The 24,012-nt window shown below is 48.8% G+C and carries 17 protein-coding genes; 5 read left to right on the top strand and 12 right to left on the bottom strand.

Features of this window, described 5'->3' with window-relative positions:
• The 5 genes from YC6258_RS13445 to YC6258_RS13425 all read right to left on the bottom strand — a co-directional run bounded on the left by YC6258_RS13445 (window position 1) and on the right by YC6258_RS13425 (window position 7,138).
• Window positions 1-1,044, bottom strand: coding sequence for a carbohydrate ABC transporter permease (locus YC6258_RS13445; RefSeq protein WP_044617436.1), 1,044 nt, complete (start codon window positions 1,042-1,044; stop codon window positions 1-3).
• A gap of 48 nt (window positions 1,045-1,092) precedes the next feature.
• Window positions 1,093-2,082 carry a carbohydrate ABC transporter permease gene (locus YC6258_RS13440; protein WP_044617435.1) on the bottom strand — a complete coding sequence of 330 codons (990 nt, stop codon included), beginning with the start codon at window positions 2,080-2,082 and terminating at the stop codon, window positions 1,093-1,095.
• Entirely contained in the window at window positions 2,079-3,170 is a 1,092-nt protein-coding gene (locus YC6258_RS13435; protein WP_044617434.1) for an ABC transporter ATP-binding protein, read from the bottom strand. Before YC6258_RS13435 ends, YC6258_RS13440 begins: the two co-directional genes overlap by 4 nt.
• A gap of 63 nt (window positions 3,171-3,233) precedes the next feature.
• Window positions 3,234-4,298: a beta-galactosidase BglB gene (bglB, locus tag YC6258_RS13430; RefSeq protein ID WP_044617433.1), complete on the bottom strand. Its 1,065-nt coding sequence runs from the start codon at window positions 4,296-4,298 to the stop codon at window positions 3,234-3,236.
• Between the two features lie 308 nt (window positions 4,299-4,606).
• The gene (locus YC6258_RS13425) at window positions 4,607-7,138 is read right to left on the bottom strand and encodes a hypothetical protein (protein WP_044617432.1); all 2,532 of its coding nucleotides are present in this window, start codon (window positions 7,136-7,138) and stop codon (window positions 4,607-4,609) included.
• Window positions 7,139-7,346: 208 nt separating this feature from the next.
• On the opposite strand from YC6258_RS13425, the gene YC6258_RS13420 reads away from it, so the two are divergent.
• Entirely contained in the window at window positions 7,347-8,621 is a 1,275-nt protein-coding gene (locus YC6258_RS13420) for an ABC transporter substrate-binding protein (RefSeq protein WP_044617431.1), read from the top strand.
• A 125-nt stretch (window positions 8,622-8,746) separates the two neighbouring features.
• On the opposite strand, the gene YC6258_RS27320 is transcribed toward YC6258_RS13420, so the two are convergent.
• The 7 genes from YC6258_RS27320 to YC6258_RS13385 form a co-directional block, all read right to left on the bottom strand.
• Window positions 8,747-9,925: an alpha/beta hydrolase gene (locus YC6258_RS27320; protein ID WP_052830273.1), complete on the bottom strand. Its 1,179-nt coding sequence runs from the start codon at window positions 9,923-9,925 to the stop codon at window positions 8,747-8,749.
• A gap of 506 nt (window positions 9,926-10,431) precedes the next feature.
• A complete protein-coding gene (locus tag YC6258_RS13410) occupies window positions 10,432-10,776 on the bottom strand; it encodes an Hpt domain-containing protein (RefSeq protein ID WP_044617430.1) in 345 nt (114 codons plus the stop codon).
• A 3-nt stretch (window positions 10,777-10,779) separates the two neighbouring features.
• Entirely contained in the window at window positions 10,780-15,495 is a 4,716-nt protein-coding gene (locus YC6258_RS27315; RefSeq protein ID WP_052830272.1) for a response regulator, read from the bottom strand.
• 18 nt (window positions 15,496-15,513) lie between these two features.
• On the bottom strand, window positions 15,514-16,590 hold the full coding sequence (locus tag YC6258_RS13400; RefSeq protein ID WP_169748974.1) for an extracellular solute-binding protein: 1,077 nt from the start codon (window positions 16,588-16,590) through the stop codon (window positions 15,514-15,516).
• Window positions 16,591-16,726: 136 nt separating this feature from the next.
• A complete protein-coding gene (locus tag YC6258_RS13395; protein ID WP_044617428.1) occupies window positions 16,727-17,176 on the bottom strand; it encodes a response regulator in 450 nt (149 codons plus the stop codon).
• Window positions 17,177-17,369: 193 nt separating this feature from the next.
• Window positions 17,370-18,566 carry an EAL domain-containing response regulator gene (locus tag YC6258_RS13390; RefSeq protein WP_169748973.1) on the bottom strand — a complete coding sequence of 399 codons (1,197 nt, stop codon included), beginning with the start codon at window positions 18,564-18,566 and terminating at the stop codon, window positions 17,370-17,372.
• A gap of 741 nt (window positions 18,567-19,307) precedes the next feature.
• Entirely contained in the window at window positions 19,308-20,582 is a 1,275-nt protein-coding gene (locus tag YC6258_RS13385) for a cellulase family glycosylhydrolase (RefSeq protein WP_245627055.1), read from the bottom strand.
• 423 nt (window positions 20,583-21,005) lie between these two features.
• On the opposite strand from YC6258_RS13385, the gene YC6258_RS13380 reads away from it, so the two are divergent.
• From YC6258_RS13380 to YC6258_RS13365, 4 genes are all read left to right on the top strand, one after another.
• A complete protein-coding gene (locus tag YC6258_RS13380; RefSeq protein WP_044617426.1) occupies window positions 21,006-21,365 on the top strand; it encodes an ArsR/SmtB family transcription factor in 360 nt (119 codons plus the stop codon).
• Window positions 21,362-21,832, top strand: coding sequence for an SRPBCC family protein (locus YC6258_RS13375; RefSeq protein ID WP_044617425.1), 471 nt, complete (start codon window positions 21,362-21,364; stop codon window positions 21,830-21,832). The genes YC6258_RS13380 and YC6258_RS13375 overlap by 4 nt, the downstream gene beginning before the upstream one ends.
• 96 nt (window positions 21,833-21,928) lie before the next feature.
• The gene (locus tag YC6258_RS13370) at window positions 21,929-22,612 is read left to right on the top strand and encodes a winged helix-turn-helix domain-containing protein (RefSeq protein ID WP_044617424.1); all 684 of its coding nucleotides are present in this window, start codon (window positions 21,929-21,931) and stop codon (window positions 22,610-22,612) included.
• A 28-nt stretch (window positions 22,613-22,640) separates the two neighbouring features.
• On the top strand, window positions 22,641-23,945 hold the full coding sequence (locus YC6258_RS13365) for a sensor histidine kinase (RefSeq protein WP_052830271.1): 1,305 nt from the start codon (window positions 22,641-22,643) through the stop codon (window positions 23,943-23,945).
• Window positions 23,946-24,012 lie beyond the last annotated feature (67 nt).

The following is a 24,012-nucleotide window of genomic DNA, read 5'->3' as shown; positions in this document are numbered from 1 at the left end:
TTATTTAACCCCACTGCTGGCAACGCCTTGCGTAATATATTTTTGCAGAAGCAGAAATACCACTGTTACTGGCAATAATGCGATCACCGTCATGGCAAGAATATAATGCCACTGCACAGAGAACTGACCCTGGAAAGTATTCAAGCCAATCTGCAGGGTATAGTTTTCCGGACTGGATAACACAATCAGCGGCCAGAGGAAATCATTCCAGCGCCAGATGACTGAAAAAATAGCCAGCACGGCAATCGCCGGAGCACACAGAGGTAACACCACCCGCCAGTAAATACGAAACTCCGAAGCAGCATCCACGCGTGCTGCTTCGATTAAATCGTCCGGAATCGTCAACATATACTGTCGCAACATGAAGACACCTGTTGGCGTAGCAACTGTTGCAAAAATAACACCCCAGAGATTATCAGCCAGATTCAGACCAACCACGACAATAAACGCCGGAACCATAATGACCGACAACGGCAACATCAAGGTGGACAGGATCAACATGAAAATGGCGTTTTTACCGCGGAAACGATACTTTGACAGCGCAAACGCCGCCATGGAATTCAGCACCAGCGTCAAAATGGTTGCAACAAATGTCACAAATACAGTGTTTTTGATATAGGTAACAAAATCAAACTGTTTTAACGGATCGGTGTAGTTCTTCCATTCAAAATGTACGCCTTTAACCTGGGTGATCTCGGAAATGGGTACCTGATAGGTTTGTTCCGGATTCTTTATATCCACCACAGTTGCTTTTATGCCGATACGACGTATCAACGCAACCCGCATGCTCTCTTCGCCCTCTTTATGCCATTCCCACACCGACAGCGGTTTGGATTGGCCTTCCAGCTCGATAGTCTCCGCCGCTTTCGGCACCAGGCTCGGAGGAAAACTGTTGACTTCCGCTTCAGTTTTAAATGAAGACAAAATTGCCCAGGCAATTGGAATGGCAACCATGGTCGTTCCAAAAAACAACCAGGCCCAGGAAAGAATATCGGCAATATCAACTTTTCCGGGATGTCTCGTTCTGAACAAAAATTTAAACATAAAGCACCTCCGGTACGCCCTTAAGATCTTTATCAGTTACCATTATGACTAATACTCCGATTTCTTCGCCAGCCATACCTGTGCCAATGTCAGTATCAACAGAACCAGCCCCATGAGCACTGAAGCCGCAGAAGCCAGACCATAAAGACGCACTTCTGAATTAAATGCCGTCTGATAAATAAACTGGACGATAAAGGTATTGGCCGTGCCCGGACCACCGCCATCGGTCAGTACCCAGGCTTCGTCGAAAACCTGAACCGAACGGATCAGTAACAATACCGCCACAACCAGCAGATTTGGCATCAACAATGGCAGGGTGAGCCGCCAGAACTGACGCCAGCGACTGGTGCCATCAACCTGAGCGGCCTCATAGATATCGCTCGGAATAGCCTGCAGACCTGCAAGAATAATTAACGTGAAAAAACCCATGTGGAACCAGATGGAGATATACACCACCCAGAAGCGGGACCAGAACACTTCCAACAGAAAAATTATGCGCTCGCCGCCCAGGTTCTCAATAAACCCATTCAACAGACCATTACGGGCAAGAAACCATTTCCAGATCAGCCCGACCACAACCGGCGACAATAATACCGGATAGAAAAATACTGCCCGGAAAAATGCTTTACCACGCACGAGACGGTTCAGCACCAATGCCGTGATCAACGCCATCAGCAGTGTACCGATGGAATTCAGTAAGGTATACCACCAGGTATTGTGAATGGCAGTCCAAAACAAATCGAATTCACAGGTCGCCGGCTCCATGTAATTTTTGCAGTTCAATAACCGACTGAAGTTCTCCAGTCCCACATAAGGGCGATCCCAGATCAGCATATTGGTACCACCGGTAAAGGCATAAGCAATCGCCAGCCCCACGGGTAAAAACACAAACAAGCTGAACAGCACCATATTAGGAGCCAGAAACACATACCCCATACGATGAATGCCGATTTTTTTCTGTAACACCAGGGTCGGTGCCTCAATCATCCGCATGAGGCGATCAAGGCCCTCCGCAACTTTATGAATCAATGCTTTCATGGCGTCACCCGTTTCAGTGCCTGATCGGTCTTGTCGGAAAACACATGCAAAAACGGCTCAGGCAAATGGAGATACACCGTTGAATCCGCCTCGGCTTCGAAATGATGCGGAATATGTACGACCGTTTCTTCATCCACATCCGCAACTTCACCATATACGAATGTTTCATGACCCATACATTCGAGCTGGGAAATCTTCAGGGCCACTCCCTGCTCCGCCAGTTCAATATGAGATGGCCGGATACCCACGGTTACGGTATCACCAACCACCACATCACCCGCCTGAACCGAAACGGTGAGATCACCCAGCGCCGCTGAAGTCAGCTCAAGAAAATCCTTACCGATGGTTTTGACGCTGGCCGAAAACATATTCATCTTTGGTGAACCGATGAATTCCGCGACAAACCGGTTCTGAGGACGCTCAAACAAATCCAGCGGCCGACCAATCTGCTCTACCCGACCACCGTTCACAACGACAATTTTCTCCGCCATGGTCATGGCTTCAACCTGATCGTGGGTCACATAGATCATGGTTGTCTGTAGTTTCTTATGCAGTTTTGTGATTTCTGAACGAGTCTGCACGCGTAGCTTGGCATCAAGATTCGACAACGGCTCGTCGAACAAAAACACTTTTGGGTTGCGGACAATTGCGCGACCAATGGCAACACGCTGCCGCTGACCACCGGAAAGTGCTTTTGGCTTGCGCTCAAGATAAGGTTCAAGATCCAGCATCTTAGCGGCAACATCTATCCGCCTTTTGATTTCCGCTTTATCCATACGCAGGTTTTCCAGCCCGAATGACAGGTTTTTTAACACCGACATGTGTGGATAAAGTGCATATGACTGAAACACCATGGCGATTTCCCGCTCTGCCGGAGACAGTGTGTTGACGACTTTGTCATCGAAAACCACTTCACCTGAACTGACATCCTCCAAACCGGATATCAGTCTCAATAAAGTGGATTTACCGCACCCGGATGGACCGACCAGTGCAACAAATTCGCCATCTGAAATATCAATATTGACATCATGCATAACTTCAGTACTGCCATACTGCTTATATACGTTTTTTAAAGTTATAGCTGCCACTCTGAAAACACTCCTATTCTTATACTTATTCGGCTGGGAAACGCCCCGCTGTTATAAACTCATCTATAAATTCATCGCCCGGTACTCAGACAAAAACAATGATGCCAGTGCCTGACCATAAGGGGTTGGAACATTACCTATTTGTTTATAGAACTCTAAACTATGCCCCATGGCAGTGCCATCTGATACTTCTTCAAGAATACCGTTTTCGTTAATACGGGAAATGATGGCGGACAAACAACGGTCAATCATCGGCCGGTATTCATCCATTTCGATCAAGCCCTCTCGGCACCCCGCCAACAGGCCATAACCAATACCTGCAGTCGCGGAAGCTTCAATGGGTGAAGTTTCATCAATCAGCAACGTATGGAACATACCGTCATCACGCTGTACCTGCTTCAGCGCCTGTACCTGCGTCTTAAAAACATTTTTCAGGTACCGTGCGGTCACGTCTTCCGGTTTTATAATACGGTACAGTTCCGGTATTGAGATGGTCAGCCAGCAGTTCCCGCGCCCCCATAAGGCATCAGCAAAGTTGTGACGGCCTAAGAACGTCCAGCCGTGATAAAACAGTCCGGAGGAGACATCGCCAAGGAAGCGGATATGACACAGGTACTGATATTGAGCATCCTGCTGCCATTCCGGCTTATTGCACACCCGGCCGGCAGCGGCCATGAATAATGCTGCCATAAACAGTGTATCGTCCCACAGCTCGCCATCGTTATTGCGTTCCTTAACCAGGTGCTGATAGCCACCCTCTTCCGTTTTGGGCATTTCCCGATAAATCCAGTCGGCCCAGTCCTGAATAATGGCGTTCCAGTCAGGGCGATCAAAATGCTCGGATAACAGCGTCAGTGCCAGCATCGGAGCAGTGGAGTTTACCTGTCGACGCGGTAGTCCACGCTCAATCTGACGGTCATACCAGCGGGCAATCCGTTCCAGTGCAGCGCGATCATTTCGTCGCTCGGCATCACGAAAGTCACCATACAAACCAACACCGACTTCCCAATCCCATTCATCAAACAGAATTTCGTCGGAACTGGATGCTTCGACATCGCCAATGCCCTTGAGGGACCGAAATCCCCCGGACAACAATGACAGTGCATCGCTTAGCTGATCATGATTCATTACTAACTCCAATTAACAGATTTTTCATATCGTTCTGCGTTTGGCAGCAACGATGATTATTCGTGCAGCAGCCGTCAGGAAGAAGCCCGGACGGCTGTCCGGAAACCCCGTGGTTCCCTTATTAACCTGGCAATTAAATAGATCGTCCTGATCTCTTTATAATTGTCGCCCCGAGAAATCTGGCGGCGTTGCGCGAAACACCGAATCGACGGACCGCTTGATTTCTCGGGGCTCGCATTGGCTGTGGCCAATGGTGTGGTCCGGCATCCCTGCATCACACTATTAACCCGACATGTATACGTGCCGGGTTAATAGTTCATGTGGGTCCAGGGTTTCAGCTCCCCATCATTCAACGCCACATTGGGCACTACCGTGAGTGGCGCAAATGCCTGCAATTCACCGTTCAGTGTCAACCCTTGCTGGTAGCTCAGCTGTATTGCGCCATCATCATGTTGAATCGATACCGTATTGGCTTGTGCATCAAAGGTGGCACCACGACTACGACAGGCCTGCTGAAAGTCTGCCAATGATTCATACTCATCCATCTCCGCAACCATCACGACCCAGGCCGATTGCGGGCCATGAACCCGCCATTCGTATCCGGCATATAAACCGTGTTCGAGAGGCTGCAGTTCAGAGGACGCGAAAATGCCGATCAGTGCGGACCCGGTACGGGCAAACAACCAGTTGTGTTCAACAACAAACTCATCGCACACCAGTTTTGGCGCAAAGATATGAGTAAAGTTGATGACCTCAGGAAAGGCCCGGTGATCAAAAATCATAAAGCCCATATTTTTATACTGTGCCACTCGCGGATGAACCGCATTACCGGCCCAATAAGACGGACGACTGCCTCCCCAGACTTTCATGTCACCGGGATGGTTGATCCAGAAACGGGCCATGGCATGGGCATTGGTTTGTACATCAAGAAAGTGTTGCTGATGGCCTTTAATGCCGGTTTTATAATCCGACACGGTGGACAGCTGTACAGAAGGTGACTTCCACAATGTTACTTTGGCATTGTGATCAAGCCCCTGGGTGTATTTGGCATAAATATGCTGACCCTGCTGTACCTGTAACAATTCGCATGCGGCCTTTGGAGGCTCATAATCACTCAGCGCCAATAGTGCACTGACCCGGTCATAGCCTGGATACCAGTCACCGCCAAACGCGACCGCAGCAATAGAGCCCAGCTCGGTGACAGGGCCTGCCAACAATTCTTTTTCATAGACTCGGCCCTGTGAACCGGCACATACACCGTTAATGGTATGCAAAGCAACCATGATAAAAATCTGGTCGATCAGACCACGGGCTCGTTGCGACATTTCCGCGTCGTCGGCGTTCACCATCAGCGTAAACAGCCCGAGAAAATCGATCGGGTAATAAGCTGCTGAATTCCATTCCGCCAGACCATGGGAATCCACTGAATCAAACCAGCGCTGAAGTCTCAAAAAAGCCTGCTCTTTATGTTCCCGACCGGTTTTTCCACTGTTTGAAAACTTTTCATCAGGGAACAGACTGCCGGCCAGATATTGCGCAACGTGAAAACACAACACATGGTTTTCGCTCCAGAACCACATCACGTCATCACCGGGTTCATCCAACCAGTAACGGAACCCCAATATGGCTTCGCGAATCTGTTCCCACACGTCATCGGCCAGTAATGTGCCGGCATAACTCCGATACATCCATATCAACGGTAAAATCCAGAAGTCGGCACAATCGTGACGCTCATGAACGGGTACCAGAGCTTTTTGGATGATCCGCTCCGCCAGCTCCAGGTTCTTGTTCTGAGCCAGTGCCGCCAGTGCTCGTGCGGGTTCATCCTTGCCGGTCACCAGCATATGCTGCAACGCTGCCAGCTTACGCTGGGCCAGCTCGGGCATATGCATGGATTGTGGTGGTGATAATAAAGTGGTGCCGAGGGTCCGGCTGAAACAGGTCTTGTCGACTTCAACAATAAACCTGAGCGATACACAACCGGCTTTCAGCCCGGTACTATCAAACAGATCGGCCACCGAAAACTGCTGATCGACGGTAAACGCAATGTCGCGGTCCATCTTCATACCATCTAACAGGACATTCATGGTCACCGTTTCAGATGGATGACTACCGGTATCCAGGCGAACCTTGACCGGTACCTGGGGTAAGTAATCGGCGACGATACGAACCATTTCTTCGTGATAGAAAACCTTGTCGGTTCTAAGACCATCCAGAGTACGCTCGATTTCCTTGGCGTATTGTTCGTCGAGATCCAGTTCAATCCCGGCTTTCAGGTTAGAACCTTTCACCAGCGTCATCAGCAAATAACAACTGGTATCACGTTCGTGCAGGTCCTCCAGGAATACCAGAATATCGTTGTCACCTGCACAGACATCGAAGCTGACCGGCTGAACCGTGGACTCGTTGCGCTGATAATGATCCAGTTGCAACACTTTGGTGCCATTCAGCCAGATGTGTACCCCGCCGCAGGTTTCCACTGTAAACGTGATAGTTTGAGCCTCATCACTGAACAGACTGCAACGCAGCCAACGGGTGACCAGCGTCGGGCGAAATCGGAATGTGGAGAAATCCACTCTGGGATCATCCCCTCCCAGGTATACTTCCGGGAATACCAAACCATCCGGAACCGCAATTTCCCGACGGCCAAGCAGTTCGCGCAGCGCCTCACGACAAGGCAGGTCTCCGGTATCGACCCAACCATTTATAAAACGATAATCGACAGCGTCCGGCATGGGTCTTGCGGCCCCCGGGAAATACTGTTCATGCGCGGCAGCCAGCCCCCAGCGATTTAACGATTCACCCTTGTCAATGGACCAATAGGTTCTACGGTTTGTCATAACGGATTCACACCTGTACTAGCAAATGAAAAAAATTTCATTATCCTGCGGAATGTATAATAAAGTGTCATAAAATTTTTATTTTTTATTTGACATTTTTCAGCAGTATAGCCATATAATTAAGACACGATCAAGAAAAAAGCTCATAGTGAAAAAACGAAAAAATTTTCATCACTCTTTCTAAATAAGAAAAATACGGAGTAAAAAAATGATGCGTTTTAGCTCAATCTTCAGCTCTATTGCACTGGCGTCGACGGTGTTCGCCAGCTCCGCTGTTTTAGCTCAGGAGAACATCACTTTCTGGTTCACAGACGACGATCCAAACTACATTAAGCGGATCAGCGAACTGGTGGACGAGTTTGAAAAGAAAAACCCGGATATTACGGTTGAGTTCGTCACCACCAGCTACACTCAGTCCAGAGAGCAGCTGGCTCTGCAGTTATCTGTTGGAGAAGGGCCTGACCTGGCAAAATTCGCCGACAGCTCACTGGTCAAATATGTTCTGGACCTTCGTCCTTATATGAAAGACCCCGATGGTTATGCAGCACTGCATGGCGGTTCTCTTGAGTTTCTGCGTGACGGTGATCATCCCAACATGATTGGCGGTTACGTGGCATCACAGACCCTCAACCTGCCGTTCGTAAACGTTACATTATTTGAGCAGGCCGGCATTCCGATTCCTAAACAAGGTTCCACCCTGGCGGAAATCATCGATGCATCCGTGAAAGTTGCCGAGGCCACCGGTGTTGATATTCCGTTCACTATGGATCGTTCCGGTCACCGCTTCTCTGGTCCTGCGTATTCTTACGGTGCCCGCTATCTGGCAGCCGATGGTTCGTTCGTATTTCCTGACGAAGCGGCCAAAACCTACATCAAAGATCTCTACCACTGGACTCAGACAGGTGCGTTTCCAAAAGAAATGTGGGGAGCCGCCGGTGGTAACCGCTACAAAAACATGGGTGATGAGTTCATTAATGCCAATGTCGTGACTTACTTTGCCGGAAACTGGATGGTGAATCCGTTCCAAAACAAGATTAAAGATGCGTTTAACTGGACGGTTCTGGATGCCCCCTGCGGCCCTGGTGGTTGTATTCCAATGCCTGGAACCACCTATATCGCCGGCTTCAACCGTACCAAGCATCCTGAGGCAGTGGCCAAGCTGATTGAGTTCCTGGGATCAGAACCGGTACAACGGGAAATTGCTGAAAAATATATCATCATCCCTGGTGCCAATGTTAAAAACATCAACTATCAGCTGGATGATGAAAACGCCAAGAAAGCGATGACCGTATTCGCCAACAATGCCGCAAATGTGACACCCGAGATCCGCGCTTTCTATAAAGCAAAAGGGGCCAACGTCGTTTATGACACCATCGTCCAGCGCATGAGTCAGCTGATCGTTGGTGAGATGACACTGGATGAAACATTTGCCCGCATGGCATCTGATGTTGCCAAGGGTAATGAAGAGTTAAAAAAGCAGTAAGCTATTGAGCGCCTATGCCCTCTTTCTCAGAGGGCTTTTTTTTAATTCCATCAGGCTGTTGCACGCGATAAATCAAACAGCTGTCTCTGAACCGGAACAATTCCGGTTCATCCTCACCGGGTAAATTACAACAGCTGCCAGATATTCAGACTATCGGCTTTCCGCTTTCTCTGCCTGATTTCCGCATCATCCGACACATCATGTAAGGTCTGCGCAATATCCTCAATCGCAGTTGCCCACAGAAAGTAATTGTGTTCGACAAAATCCTGTTTTTTAAATCTGCCAACCGCATCAGAACAATCAATTACATTGACTTTGTGGTGCAGATTCTGTGGATGCGCAGGACCATTGTGACCAAGGCGGTCCGGATTGGCTTTGGTGATATCAGAAATGGTCAGCGCCTTGTCGCGCCGGTTGCAGTAAACAAACACTTTATGGCAGATTTCCGGCAACCGGGACAACGGTTTACCCGACTCCAACACATCCTCATCCACATCCGGTGCACACATAAACACGTTCTCAAAAATACGTGGTAAATTGCCTTTGGTAATATATCCGGTCATTTTTCCCAGGGTATTCTGCAAGACATAATTCCCCATGGAATGACACAACAGATGCAGAGACTGGTAACACAGACGTTCTTCTTTCTTTTTGGCATCCAATCGCAACCGGATCAGAAAGTCACGCAGTTTCAACATAGCCCGACCGACTGCTTCTCCAGACAATTGTGCCTCCTGACGATCATTGCCGTATGAACGCCACGGGATAACTTTTCCATCTGATGGCCAGCTGAACAGGACCACTCTGACCTTCTGTTGCGGCATGAGTATCGGGTGTGCCGTTTTTGCCGGAACCCGATTCAGCATCATCTCAGTCGCCAGTGCCATACCCACCGCAGATGCCCAACTGACATTGAACCCATGAATAAAGATCAGCACATCGTGTGATTGCTCCATAACCTGTTTTACTTCACGAAACATTTCTGCAGATGCATTTTTATGCTCGGGAATATTTTTATCAGAGATGGTGGTCAGATCTTCAATGGCATATATTCTTGCGGATTCAGCCTGCTTGCAGAGGTAACGGTTCAAATTTTCACCATCACCAATACGGGTGGGATTGGTTGACATTTTCTTGTACAGGTGGCGTTGTAATTCCTGTTCATCAACGGGCACGATAACTTTACCGAATCGCAGATTGTCGTGACCGTCACGGCTGAAACCACAACCATAACCTTCCGGTCTCCAGCGATCCTGACCAATATGTCCACGATTGGTGGCATAGTAGAGAGTATATTCAATCATTGGGGTATCTCCTTTTCTCATTAATGTTCCTGTGACCCATGACCGGTCAGACAATTATAGCTCTACGCGCTCATTGCCCTGGAAATCTTGTCAATTCGCTTCCCCCGGCTTCCGCACAACTGGTCTGTTATCGGTTGCCATACTTCTCAGGTGACTCACATACAAGGTTAATAGATACCAAGTCAATAAATAAAGTGCGGTTATCAGCCAGAACTTATCCGGGATAGGTCGCGCAAGCTTATACCCAGCGACCATAAAATCAACACACTAACCTTTAAATATCGGACTACAATACGGCCCGACAGGTCGCGCACTGCGGGAACGAGTCTACAGACACAGGAAAATACCTGAAGATGAACAAGCGGACACGGATATCACGCAGCTTCAGAGCCGGTAATAACCACGCGTTCATTGGAGGGGGTAGCGATATCAATAATTTGACCTTTCAACGTCATACACAACTGACGCATGACCCTGAACTGTCTGTCAATAACCGGAACGGAAGACTATCCACTCATTTGTCCGGAAAAATCCTTGACCTGATCAAGGGCACCGGACAACTGTGCACTCAGGGCCGTCAGTTGCTGGAGCTGTTGTTGCCTGGCTGCCTGCTCAAGCTCGAAGTACAGTACTGACAATTGTTCGGCCCCCACCATCCTTGCAGTCGCCTTGAACTGATGACTGATCACTACCACCTGCTCCCAATGGCCATTCTCAACAGCACGGCAGATGTCCTGACCGGCACCCTCCGCCCGGGCAATAAATTTATCCAGATAACGTTTTATCCGATTTATGTCACTGCCCAAATACTGTATGGCTGATTGCAGATTCACGGCTGAAGATGCCACCATAGCTTATTCTCCTTCCAGAAATTGCCCGATAGACCCGCAGGTGATATTCAGTGCATCCGCCAGCTCTGGCAGAATCCCGTCTATCCGATGGATATCTGAAGACTCGCAGGCCAGCTGTAATTCTTTACTGAGCTGCTGAATCTGCTGTGCCCCAATCGCCCCGGAACTGCCTTTAAGGGTATGGGCCTGACGACCCGCTACATCCATATCCCCATCAGCCATCAGACGATTGAACTGATCGACGAAATCGGTGTACTTCAAATATTTTTGCAGCGAACGACGATATAAGCCCATGTTGTGATTACAGTATTCAAGACCCTCTGCAACGTTCAACCCTTCATACCTGGCAGATGTGTCCGCATCATGGCTGGTTATCTTGGTAACATTTTGGTCTTCTGACGGACTCTGGTCAGTCTGGTTTAACCGTGCCAGCCACTTGGCAACCGTGCGTAACAATTCCTGTATGCGCACCGGCTTACTCAGGTAGTCATTCATACCAACGCTCAGGAAACGCTCTCGATCACCCGCCAGAGCATTGGCTGTCAGTGCAATGATTGGCAGATCGCTGTATTTGGGATTGGCACGCAGAATTTTCGTGGCGGTCATACCATCCATCACCGGCATATGCACATCCATCAATACGATATCGAAATCTTCTGTCTCCAGTCGGTCAATGGCCTGCTGGCCATTTTCTGCCAGAGCAACAGACGTTCCGGCCTGCCGCAGAGCATCCATAGCCATATCCTGGTTGATTTCATTGTCTTCCACCAGCAGCACCCGATGCCCGGACAATAGCGTTTTCATCGCCTCATCACTGGCAGGTATCAATGAGTTGGCCGGTACAGTCAACGCCACGCCGTCACCCAGCGCCGCAACCAGGCTATCGAGCAGCGCAGACGGTGTGACAGGCTTGACCAACATGTTGTGCAGCTCAATTTCCCGTTCTCTGGCCTGTCGTGATAGTTCGCCCAGGTCGTAAGCGGTCACCATGACCACCACTGGAGGATTCTGCAATTGCTGATGTTCCCTGACCGCTTTTGCCAGTGTAACTCCATCCATATCCGGCATGATCCAGTCGAGCAGCACCAGACTGTAGGGATCACCCTCCTTCTCAGCCCGCTCCAGTTCGCTGATCGCTTCATTGGCGGCAGTGCAGCCAGTGACGCGAAATCCAAGCCCGGCAACCATTTCAGACAGAATATCCACCGATAACACGTTATCGTCGACAATCAATATCCGGTGTTTTTCCCGCTCAGCACTCGCCATGGTCCGACCAGACATAAAAGAGTCCTGACCATATCCCAACTGTATGGAGAAGTAGAATGTACTGCCGCTCCCCAGCCGGCTGTTGACCTTCAGCTCCCCTCCCATGGCTTCCACCAGACGTTTGGAGATAGACAACCCCAGCCCCGTACCACCGTACTGACGATTCACCGAATTATCCGCCTGGGTAAACATATCAAACAGGTTACGCTGTTTTTCTTCGGCAATTCCGATACCGGTATCCTTAACATCAAAACGCAGCGTGACCCGATCTGCCGTGCGCTCTTGCTGCTGAATTCGAATGACAATCTCGCCGCGTTCGGTAAATTTAACGGCATTGCCACCGAGGTTGATCAACACCTGCCCCAGCCGGGTGGGATCCCCCACCAGTCCCATTGGAACATCAGAACCGATATCAAATACAAACTCCAATCCTTTATCCTGAGCTCTCAACCCCACCACATTGGTAATACGTTCCAATACATCGTTGAGGTCGAAATCCATCAGTTCGAGTTCCAGATGTCCGGCCTCGATTTTGGAAAAGTCCAGTACGTCATTGATGATACCGAGCAGCGAATGAGCCGATGTAAAAGCCTTCTCAATATATCCCCGGGAATCGGCGTTCAGTTCGGTATTGAGCGCCAGTTCGGCCATTCCCATAATGCCATTGATTGGGGTACGGATTTCATGACTCATCATGGCCAGGAACTCTGATTTGGCGTGGTTGGCTTCGACCGCCTGAATCCGCGCCTCTTCCAGCTCCCGGGTTCTTTCCTCTACCCGGATTTCGAGCATATCACGGGATTTCATCAGCTCTGCTGTTACCCGCTTGCGCTCCTGCTGCGCTCGTATCGCCTGAATACCATAGCCAATATCCGCCACCAGATCCCTCAACATGGCAAGCTCATCATCGTCAAATACGTTAACAGCCTCTGCGTATATCACCAGTACTGCCGGCAATGCCTCACCAACATCAATGGGCAGCGCAGCCACCGAACGATATCCATATTCACGGGCATCTGCTCGCCAGACCTGATAACGATCATCGGTGTACACATTCTGGATAATTTGAAATTGATGACCGACGATAGCATCACCGGCCAGCCCCCGGTTTTGCATGCTCTCAGACCAGTGCCAGTGGAATCCGCTCAAACTGTTGCTGTTACAACCGGCGTAACTGACAGGTTTGATCGAACAATGCTCGTCATATTCGGCAAATCCGATCCATGCCCGCACGTAGCCACCGAAATGAACGACCAGATAACAGGCATCCTGCAACAACCGGTCTTCACTAATTGCCCTGACCATGGCCTCGTTGACTGACGAAATCACCCGCAACGCCCGGGTGGTTTTAATCAGTTCCTGGCTGGATAATTTCCGCTCGGTGATGTCTTGAACCGTACCGATACACTGCTTCAGACTGCCGTCCTCCGCCAGTTCCAGTTCGGCCTTTTCCTCAACCCACTTAACCTGTTGATTCACCACGATGCGATGTTCGATATCGTAGTTATCGCCTCTGAGCGCCTGCTTCCAGGCACGGTTCATCATCTCTCTGTCTGCGGGATGGACAAACTCCATGAAATTGGAATAGGTAATCGGTGTATCGACAGCAACACCAAAGATCCGGTAAGTCTCAGCAGACCATTGCAGCTGGCCAGTGGTAACATCGCTGATACTCCAACTGCCGATATGAGCCAGCTCCTGTGCCCGGTTCAGTTTGGCCTGACTGACTTCCAATTCATGAGTACGCCGGCTAACCTGCCGGCGCAAACTCAGACTCCAGAAAAAGAACAATAGAATGGCTAACCCGGCAATGACTATCGATCGGATCCATTGCGTGTAATCAATCCTTTTTTCCAGCGTGACAGAAAACCATTTGCGATAGATTTCGTTACGCTCATTCTCGCTGATGACATCCAGAGTTTTATCGAGAATGCTGGTCAGTATGGGTTGATTTCCAACCACTCCTACGGCCAGTTCATAATTATAAGGCGTCCCCCCGGCTACCTTGAGACCGGTCAACCCTTCGCGACTCATGATGTAACTGATCGCGGTCAGATTACCGATAAAGGCCTCGGCGCTGCCATTGAGGACCATGTTCAACCCGGATTGCACATCTTTGGTCGGGCGCAGGATATAACTGGGATGATTTTCACGAATCAGTTGCGTGGCAATGTCATCAGCGACGGTGCTGACCGGAAGATTATTCAACAGCGACATATTACTGATATAGGAACTGCCTTCCCGTGTGATAATCACCATCGGTAGCATGAGATAGGGCTTGGTATATAACAATCCCTGTCCATCCCAGGATTTTGGATCAACGGCGGTGGTCATATCAAACCGGCCACGACTCAGCTGCGTACTCACTGATTGCGGTACATTCAGTGGAACAGCCGTCAGGCGCACTCCCAACAGCTCCTCTACACGTTTCATGTAATCTGCCGAAATACCGGTATAACGGCCATGGTCATCGGTGAACTCAACCGGGTAATTTGCCGGCCGGAACGCCACTCGAAATTCATTGTGTTGATTCAGCCACGACCGTTCCTGCGCCGTCAGGCGAAACTCAATGGCTGCGGATCGACTGACCTGCGGTTTGTAGTCGACCTGTACCTGTCGTTCGTACCAACGATTTTTCAACTCTTCAGGCAATATCTGCAGGGCTTTGTCAATCAGTGCAACCAGCTGCGGCCAGTCATTGCGTATGGCAAACCCCTGAGGGGCAAGATCACCCGAAAACACCGCCGCGAATTTCAATCCGTTCAACTGATGCATGCGCATCAAATGGCTGCTGACCTCTATCGACTCCACACAGGCTTCCGCGCGACCGGATTCAACCGCCTGCAGACATTCCAACGGCGAACGCACGAAGACACCTTTAATATCAGGGTAATCCCGCACCAGCGCAGCACTGGCTGCGTAATTTGGTATGAGTGCCACAACCCTGCCGTGTAAATCTCCGGGAGTCTGCAGGGAGGTATTATCCCGGCGTGTCACAATGACAACGGTCACCGGCAAGAAGGTTTCCGTCAAACGGAAAAACGAGTCGTACTCCTGCGAGTCGGAAGATGTCACGATTACATCAACATCCTGCCGTACGCCAATCTCGACAATTTCCGTCCAATCCGCTGCTGGTACGTTAACCCATTTCACTCCCAGCATACGTCCAAAAACACGCAGATAATCTGGACCAAGACCAACATAGCTATCATCTGGTAAACGGCTTGAGAACGGCGGGTAATCCGGATTGACCGCAACTCGGATATTCCGGTGCTCACTCAACCAATAACGCTCGGCATCAGTGAGATCCTGCTGGAATTCATTAATGGCCTGAAGGATGAGTGTCTCATCTGCACTTAGCTGTTCTGCATAAACGACGCTACTGATCAGAATCAGCAAAATACCTGACAGGTACCGCAGCCAGCGTAACTGAATTATTGGAAAATCATCCATAGGCAGCCATACCCACCGTTAATCACATTTCTTACCCGGCGCATGTTCAGGTAATTCGCGCTTGGCGATGTTTTCCACCACGCTGGAGGAATTTTCCAGCACCTGCCTGGGTTCAGATGGAAAAAAATGCAATCGATCCAGTGTCGGCACCCCTCCAGGTAACGGGACATCGTCCCGCACAGACATAGTGCCAAGTTCCCTGCTCATAAAAGCCTGGCCGGAGTGGGACAGCAACCAATCGATAAAAACCTGCGCCGCTTCGCATTCATGACAGCTTCTCGTCAAGGCAAGAGGCGCTGCAATAATGATGGTCCCATCCATTGGATAAACATAATCTATCGGTAATCCATCCGAGTGTTCCAACAGACTACGCACTGTGGTATCGATGGAAATACCGGCAACGATATCACCATCGGCAATCATCTTAGACAACTGACTGTTACTCTGTACCATCAATAGTCCGTTAGCAGTCAATTCATCAAAATACTTAACACCATAACCAGGATCATTCATCAGACTGGTGAGGGTGTATTTGGCAGCTCCGGATACTTCCGGGTTGACAATCGCCACGCAGCCATAAAGAGCCGGATCTGTCAGTGACATATAATTAACTGGCTTGATGCGTATTTTTTCCTTGTTGTAGACCACCACCATATTGAGTACCTGACCACCGGTATAATAATACTCAGGCTCGACAAACAACGGATAAATATGATCGAGATATTGAGATTTATAAGGTTTCAGAAACTGTTCTGCTTTGAGTTCTTCGGCACTGCTGAAATCTGCCAGCCACAAGACATCAGCTTCGGAACCACCATGTTCCTTATCCTCCCTGATCCGTTGCAGAATCCCTTCAGTACCGGACTGATACAGATGAATTTTGATGTTTGGATAATAGTTTTCAAACTGTGCCACGATTGCCTGAATCTGTACTTCAGGTAACGCACTGTAAAGCTGCACAGTTGTATAAACACTCGCGTCAGCAGGTGGATTCCGGTCGTCACATGAGGGTAATAATGACACCACGGATATCACTACTATCCAGTATCGAACTAAAAACAGTGACAGGACCGAAGCCCTTAAGTATACGAACATACCCGCTCCCTCGTGGTGGCAGTACCACCGGATAACATTCATGATTTCAGTCCCGACCAGATTCCTGTAGCCGGCATCGCCAACCTGTAAAGGTCAATCCACCAAAGCTGCCAGATGACCCCCAACAGCCTATGTATTACAGCAGTATACGGCACAGCAATATCTTCAACTCCGGCGGCTTGAATGGCTTGGTAAGAAATTCATCCATACCGGCATCCAGCGCCTGTTGTCGTTCGTGCTGGCTATCCCCTGCGGTTAGGGCAATCACCGGCAGAGTTTCCAGACCGGCTATTTTTCGTAGTTTCCGGGTAGCATCATAACCGTCCATGACCGGCATGTTGCAATCCATCAATACACAATCGAATGATGCCTGCTGCAATGACGTCAACGCTTCGGCACCATTCCAGCAAACAGTAACCCGGGCACCGAGCTGTTCGAGTATTTCAAGTACCAGGTCCTGGTTTAAATCATCATCCTCTACCAACAACACTTTTTTATCTTGTAAAGGCCTGTCAGCATTTTGCTCCTGATCGTCTGCCCCCTGGACAGGGCCAGAACACTTGCCGTCTTTTTGCGACTGCCGCATACGATCCTGCCTCCTGTTATCATCGCTATTGGAGTATTCATCCAACCATTCCCTGTTACCTATTAACCCGCATTGGCTATGGCCAGTGGTGTGGTCCGACACCTCGGCGCATCCCCGCATCACGCTATCTTTTCTATTATTTTTTCACCCTTCTCTGTCGGGTGAATAACCGCACCGGCAGGCTGATAATTTTCTACTTATGACCGCCAGCGACCTGTCGTTGCCGTACCCATATATCAAACTGGTCAGCAGACATAGGCTTGGCAATAAAATATCCCTGAACCAGATCACAGCCGGCGTTGGCCGATTTATTCCAGTCACTCTGATCCTCCACACCTTCTGCCACTATCGTCATATTCAGCTTCCGGCCCAGTTCCGCGCTGGATTCCAGAATCGCGCTGGCAGTGGAATCATCTGAGGCACTGTGAACAAACGCCCGATCGATTTTCAGTTCGGTAAAAGGAATTTTGTGCAGCTGAACCATCGTGGAATAACCGGTGCCAAAGTCATCAATACTGAGACCAAAACCCTTCAGTCGTAATCGGGTCAGTACATCCAGAGAATAAGTAAGATTCTGCATTAATCGTGTTTCAGTAATTTCCAGGGTAATGTGATTGGGTGGCACATTATTTTTACGCACCAGATTGTCAATACGTTCCGGCAAATTGACAACGGTCAGGCTTTCACTGGAAAGGTTTAATCCCATGGCAATGTCGTACCCATTCTGCAGCCATTTCCCCAACTGGCTGATCGCTTTATCAAATACGACCCAGGATAACTCATCGATCAGTCCCTGCTCTTCTGCCAGTCCGATAAAACTGGCCGGCATCAACCACCCCCGTTTCGGGTGATGCCAGCGAGCCAATACCTCAACCGCAGAAACGCGACCATCAGTGATACGCACCTGAGGCTGATAATACGGAGTGATCTGCCGCGCACCGATGCCCAAAGTCAGCAGCTCATGCAGGGGAACCTGTTCTATCGGCTGTTTGGACGGTCCTCCACTGGCTGGTTGCAGTGTTAACAGTTTTTGATGCAATTGCTCTGCAGTCACCGGTTTGGCCAGAGATCCCAATACCCGAAGATTCTGAGCATGAGCGAGCCGCTGAGCAGTATTCAGGATGCGGGAATCCTCTCCACTCAACAAAACCAGCGCACCGCCGTATTGACGCTGGGACAGATTCCTTAACACTTCAATACCATCCATGCCAGGCATATTCAGATCCAGTAGCAATACTTCATATCTTTCACCGGAATCTATTCTGGCCAATGCCGTTGCGCCACCCTCACAGGTTGTTACTTTATTAACCTTTAAGTCATTCAGGATATCAATCATCATCTCCAACAATAGCGGATCATCGTCCACAACCAAAACGCGCAAAGATGTCATTAAACTATCCGAGGGCATTAACTATTCCTTTTTTCAATGGGCCGGGCTTTAAAAATCAGCAGTGTCCAGTGTTCAATTTCTGGAATCATCATTTAAACCAAAATGCGGCTTTGATCTCTAACGATCTTTCATATTCACTTACACCTTGTTTGAACCGGGATCCGTCTCCTGGAAGATTATCAACACCTGAAAATTGGTCATCACAGTATTTTTTTTCGGCCACTGCCCTGCATCAAAAATCCGGTCAACGCCTCTTCCTCTTGTAGAACAGTGCGAGCGTTTCTCATGGCTTAGCAAGTACATATGAAATGAAAAAACCAGCTTTTCAAGCATAAGAAATATCATGACAACAACTAACTTACTAAAGTGTAGACAACTTTATAAAGATATCTGCACAAATCATTTTGTTGTGCAAAAAATAAGAAATGGGTAACGAATCAGTGATTGCCTGCCAAAAACAAAATAGAAAGGCCTGGGTCAGGTCTATAATGACCGGAATCGGGATTAATCGATATTAAGAAAACCTGATAAAACGATATGGTAACGTTTACCAGAATCATTGTTAGCGGCAGGGTCATTATAAAGTATGATAAAAATTTCAGAAAACCCAAAACCATAAAACACAATGACACATGTGATTAAGAGTAATTGCATATTAACTCTCGGGTATATTCCTTATGTAACCAACACACTGAACATGGCATCACAGATTCTCGCTGTCATGCCATGTTCTGAGATCATTTATTGATCACACACATCGCCAGTCACAGCAGATGCATTACCACCCCCCTGACCAATCAGGCCAAATTCAACACTCTGAGAGGGAGCAATAACCGCATTCCAGCTAAGGTTTGAAGCACTGTAGTTTCCACTGCCACTGAGATTGGCATTCCAGCTTGTCAGGATCTGTGTTCCATCCGTATAAGACCAGTTAACGTGCCAACCATTTATGGTGGAAGTACCATTATTGGTAATTCGAATGGCACCCTGGAAGCCACCAGACCAGGAACTGGTGACCACATGCTCACACAGTACAGAACCATCATCGGGATTTCCGTCACCGCCACTATCGCCGCCGTTATCGCCGATCGTCGTGCCCCAATTGGAAATGATGTTTTTAACAAACTGACCTGATGCAGTGAGATCAGAAGCACTCCACTGGCCTTTGGGATTAACACCATTCTTAATAATAGATGACCCTTCTTCCTTATCACTGACGGCCCAGTTCAAATGCGAGATTTTGTTTTGCTTCAGAAAAGCCAACCATGCATTGGCATTTTCCGCGGCAACAGCGCCATCACCGTCAGCATTGACCGCACCCCATTCAGTCACCATTAGAGCCACACCGTTATTTAATGCAGTCTGTGCCTTATCACGCAGATACTGACCGTGAGTCCCGGCATAAAAGTGCAGTGTGTAGGCGATATTGGTTCCCATTATGGGATCACGCGATGCCACATCAACATCCTGAGACCAGGTGGGCGTACCCACGATGATCAGATTATCCGGATCGATTGCCCGGATCGCGGAAATCACGTCCTCTGCATAGGGTTTGATGACATTGCTCCAGCTGATTGACAGCGGTTCATTGTAAATCTCGTAGATCACGTTGTTGTGGTGGCCGTACTTGCTCGCCATTTGTTCAAAAAACGCAATTGCTGCAGCTTTTTTATCCTCTGCATGGTGCGAATGGAAATCTATGATTACATACATGTCATTGGCAATGGCAGCCTCGACAACTGTCTCGATGCGCGCCACATTGCCTTGTGGGTCTTCCAAATAGGAGCCTTCTTCATCTGCCCCCAATGCAGCTCTGACAATAGTGCTTTTCCAATCATCTTTCAGCCACTTAACCACTTCTGCGTTATACATCTTTTCCTGTTCCCAGCCGGTATTGCTCCAGAAAAACGAATTACCCGCAAAGCTTTTGGCTTCACCGCCGCTGAGAATTCTGTTGCCGCTGACGGTCAGTGATGGCACATCTGCATAGGCCTGACCAGCGATAGCTAATGCCACGCAACACGCCAGGGATTTCAAGTTTGAAATGACACACTTCTTCATGTTGTTTACCCATGTGGTGATTGAATGAATTTTTTCTGACCGGCTCAGAATGAATGAAAGTCGTTGACCTGCTGGTGTCAAAATCAAACTGATCCTGTTATCACTTATATTTGTAGGCAATCGCCGACCAGGAAAGAACAGATAACCCTACTCTCTCAGCAACCATCGAAACACTCATTTCATCACCTGAAATACGCATATTCCGATTGCGGGGGAAAATCCAAAAATCCGCTTAAACCGCCATTTCATGCGGCCAACGGGGTTTTTCGAAACAGCAGTCGCTCTCTGTAAAACCTGTAACACACTGCTGTTTCCAATATGGTTTTCACTCATTACTTAGGTATTGACCTAAGTAACAACTCAGTCAATACTGAGTGCATGCCAGCTCAATCCAGCAAACTCAATCGTGTTTTTCACGCTCTGTCCGATCCCACCAGACGGGCAGTACTGGCTCGCCTGAGCCAGGGGCCCGCGGCAGTCAGTGAACTGGCACTGCCATTTGATATGGCTTTGCCTTCTTTCACCCAACACATGGGCGTACTGGAAAAAAGCGGGCTGGTCAGTTCAAAGAAACAAGGCAGGATCCGTATGTACGAACTGACTCCGACGACACTGGAAGCGGCGGGCGGTTGGATCACTCAGCAACAAAAAATGTGGGAACAACGACTGGACCAACTGGACCAACTGGACCAACTGGACCACTACCTGATCAACATACGGGAGGAAAGACAACCATGAGCTATCAACCGAATCCGGAACTCGATCTGGTACTGACTCGAGAGGTGGACGCGTCCTGCGAACAGGTCTGGAAAGCCTGGACGGTTGCCGAACATTTGAAAGTCTGGTTCTGCCCAAAACCCTGGCAAACCATAGAGTGTGAAATTGACCTGCGGCCTGGAGGCCGGTTTTATACCAGGATGCAGGGACCGGAAGGGGATCAACACGAGAGCTGTGGTTGTTATCTGCATATAGAACCAGAGCGACAGTTAATATGGACAGATGCCCTTGGACCTGACTATCGTCCCAACAGGGAATCGTTTATGACCGCAATGCTGACCCTGGAACCATTGCCCGGTGGCACCCGATATACGGCGATTGCCATTCATAAAGATATTGAAAGCCGCCAGCAACATGAAACAATGGGGTTTCATCAAGGCTGGAGCACGGCACTGGATCAACTGGTTGAATATGTGAAAAGCTGGTAACCGCCAGAATAAAACCGGATCGGGTTTCCTCAGACTGGCTGGAACAACCCATTTAACAGAATCAACGGATACCTCTTTCTTAATGCATATACTGATATGAAAATTCTGATCATCGAAGACGATCACAACGTTGCCGGTTATGTGGCCAAAGGCATGAAAGAGGCCGGCCATGTTAGCGACACTGCAAATAATGGCAAGGATGGTTTATTTCTCGCCAGTACCGAGAAATATGATGCCATCATCGTTGACCGGATGCTGCCGGAACTCGATGGCCTGACCATCATCAAGACTCTGCGAGGTGCAGGCAACCCGGTTCCGGTCTTGATTCTGAGCGCCATGGGGGATGTAGACGACCGGGTAAAAGGGTTGCGTTCAGGTGGCGATGATTATCTGGTCAAACCGTTCGCTTTTGCCGAACTGCTGGCCCGGATCGAAATACTCGGACGCCGGTCAACAATGCTGACCAGCCAGCATACTGAAACCCGTCTGATCGCCGCAGATCTGGAACTCGATCTTCTCACCCGCAAGGTTCACCGTAATGGTAAATCCATTGAATTACAGACCCGTGAATTCAATCTGCTCGAATATCTGCTTAAATACAAAGGTCAGGTTGTTACCCGTACCATGCTGCTGGAGGCTGTGTGGGATTACCATTTCGACTCCCAGACCAATCTGATTGATGTCCATATCAGTCGATTACGTAAAAAAATTCACGACCAGGAAGGCAACATCATTAAAACCGTGCGAGGTGCCGGCTATATCATCGAAGACAGTTTTTAGAGCCTATACCCGCAGCTCCAGTTTTAAAATGGCGGTGATATTTACGATCCTGCTTGGCTTGTCTGCATTGTTACTGGGCTACTTTCTATACGATTTTGGTCAGCGTAATTTCCTTCGCGAAACAGAAGCTGCGATCGACAGTGAAATCGAGCACATCCTGATTGTATTGAATGAAGACTACTCCCCGAAGCACATCGCCCGATATATCGACCAGCGCACCCGTCAGAAAACCAACCCGGTTTACTACTATCAGGACTATCAAGGTAAGCGGTTAGCAGGAAAACTGCTCACCATGCCAGAACATGTCAAGCGCATTAAGGAAGGTATCGTCAGTTTTCAACTGCAACGCGACCAACAGTCCATTCTCTATGCCGCCAAAATTTATACGTTTGAAGATGGTTCTCAGCTATTGGTAGGGCGCGACATCAATGAGATCAATGCCGGGTATGAACGACTCAAACTGTTCAGTGCATTCATCATGCTGTTCATGCTGATGGTGATACTCGGTAGTTTTTTTATCAGTACATTCGTGGTCAGTCGCATCAACATGATTGCCAAAACCGCGCAGACCATCATGGAAACCGGCGATCTGTCCCAAAGAATTTCCATTAACAGCCGTTGGGACGACCTCAGCAATCTCGCCCAGATACTGAACGAATTACTGGCGCGAATTGAAACCCTGATGTATGGCATACGCGATGTCAGTGACAATATCGCTCATGACCTTCGAACTCCATTGACCCGGCTGCGAAATGATCTTGAGGACTTTAAACACCATCCGCAACAACACAATGCTGATCGCCTGATTCAGGAAGCCGATCAGATCCTGACCACATTTAATTCCCTATTGCGAATCTCTAACATAGAGAAATCTGCCCGACATCAGAAATTTGAACCACTAAACCTGAGCGAAATCCTCCTCGATGTCATTGATCTGTACGACCCTCTGGCTGAGGCAAAGGAACTGCAGTTAACAGTATCTATTTTGCCGAACGCACAGATTTCAGGTGATCGTGATCTATTATTTCAGGCGTTTGCCAACCTGCTCGACAATGCCATTAAGTTCTCCCCCCACGGCAAGACCATTACAATCTCACTGCAAAATCACCAACAACATCTGGAAATGATACTGGCAGATAAGGGGTGTGGTATTTCAGCACAGGACAGTTCTCGGGTATTCGAACGTTTTTTTCGAGCCGATCAAAGCCGCTCTCAGCCCGGCAGCGGGCTCGGGCTGAGTCTGGTAAAGGCGATACTCGACCTGCATCAAACGACTATCCTGATGGAAGACAATGATCCGGGCTTGCGGGTCCGGATCATATTCAAACATTAAATTTTTGTAATAATAAAGTAAGTCGCTGGTATGGAAGGCAGCGATACACTTATCCAAACATTCTGAC

Origin of the sequence: Gynuella sunshinyii YC6258, from assembly GCF_000940805.1 — a bacterium.
GTDB classification, from domain to species: domain Bacteria; phylum Pseudomonadota; class Gammaproteobacteria; order Pseudomonadales; family Natronospirillaceae; genus Gynuella; species Gynuella sunshinyii.
Note: the sequence above shows the minus strand (reverse complement) of the source record. Positions and strands in the feature narration are given on the sequence as shown.

Excerpts from the sequence above, each read along its gene's own strand:
- YC6258_RS13420 (WP_044617431.1), top strand. The coding sequence starts at position 7,347 with ATGATGCGTTTTAGCTCAATCTTCAGCTCTATTGCACTGGCGTCGACG.
- YC6258_RS13370 (WP_044617424.1), top strand. The coding sequence starts at position 21,929 with ATGAAAATTCTGATCATCGAAGACGATCACAACGTTGCCGGTTATGTG.
- YC6258_RS13410 (WP_044617430.1), bottom strand. The coding sequence starts at position 10,776 with ATGGTGGCATCTTCAGCCGTGAATCTGCAATCAGCCATACAGTATTTG.
- YC6258_RS13425 (WP_044617432.1), bottom strand. The coding sequence starts at position 7,138 with ATGACAAACCGTAGAACCTATTGGTCCATTGACAAGGGTGAATCGTTA.
- YC6258_RS13445 (WP_044617436.1), bottom strand. The coding sequence starts at position 1,044 with ATGTTTAAATTTTTGTTCAGAACGAGACATCCCGGAAAAGTTGATATT.
- bglB (WP_044617433.1), bottom strand. The coding sequence starts at position 4,298 with ATGAATCATGATCAGCTAAGCGATGCACTGTCATTGTTGTCCGGGGGA.
- YC6258_RS13440 (WP_044617435.1), bottom strand. The coding sequence starts at position 2,082 with ATGAAAGCATTGATTCATAAAGTTGCGGAGGGCCTTGATCGCCTCATG.
- YC6258_RS27320 (WP_052830273.1), bottom strand. The coding sequence starts at position 9,925 with ATGATTGAATATACTCTCTACTATGCCACCAATCGTGGACATATTGGT.
- YC6258_RS13395 (WP_044617428.1), bottom strand. The coding sequence starts at position 17,176 with ATGCGGCAGTCGCAAAAAGACGGCAAGTGTTCTGGCCCTGTCCAGGGG.
- YC6258_RS13400 (WP_169748974.1), bottom strand. The coding sequence starts at position 16,590 with ATGTTCGTATACTTAAGGGCTTCGGTCCTGTCACTGTTTTTAGTTCGA.
- YC6258_RS27315 (WP_052830272.1), bottom strand. The coding sequence starts at position 15,495 with ATGGATGATTTTCCAATAATTCAGTTACGCTGGCTGCGGTACCTGTCA.
- YC6258_RS13365 (WP_052830271.1), top strand. The coding sequence starts at position 22,641 with ATGGCGGTGATATTTACGATCCTGCTTGGCTTGTCTGCATTGTTACTG.
- YC6258_RS13380 (WP_044617426.1), top strand. The coding sequence starts at position 21,006 with ATGCCAGCTCAATCCAGCAAACTCAATCGTGTTTTTCACGCTCTGTCC.
- YC6258_RS13375 (WP_044617425.1), top strand. The coding sequence starts at position 21,362 with ATGAGCTATCAACCGAATCCGGAACTCGATCTGGTACTGACTCGAGAG.
- YC6258_RS13390 (WP_169748973.1), bottom strand. The coding sequence starts at position 18,566 with ATGACATCTTTGCGCGTTTTGGTTGTGGACGATGATCCGCTATTGTTG.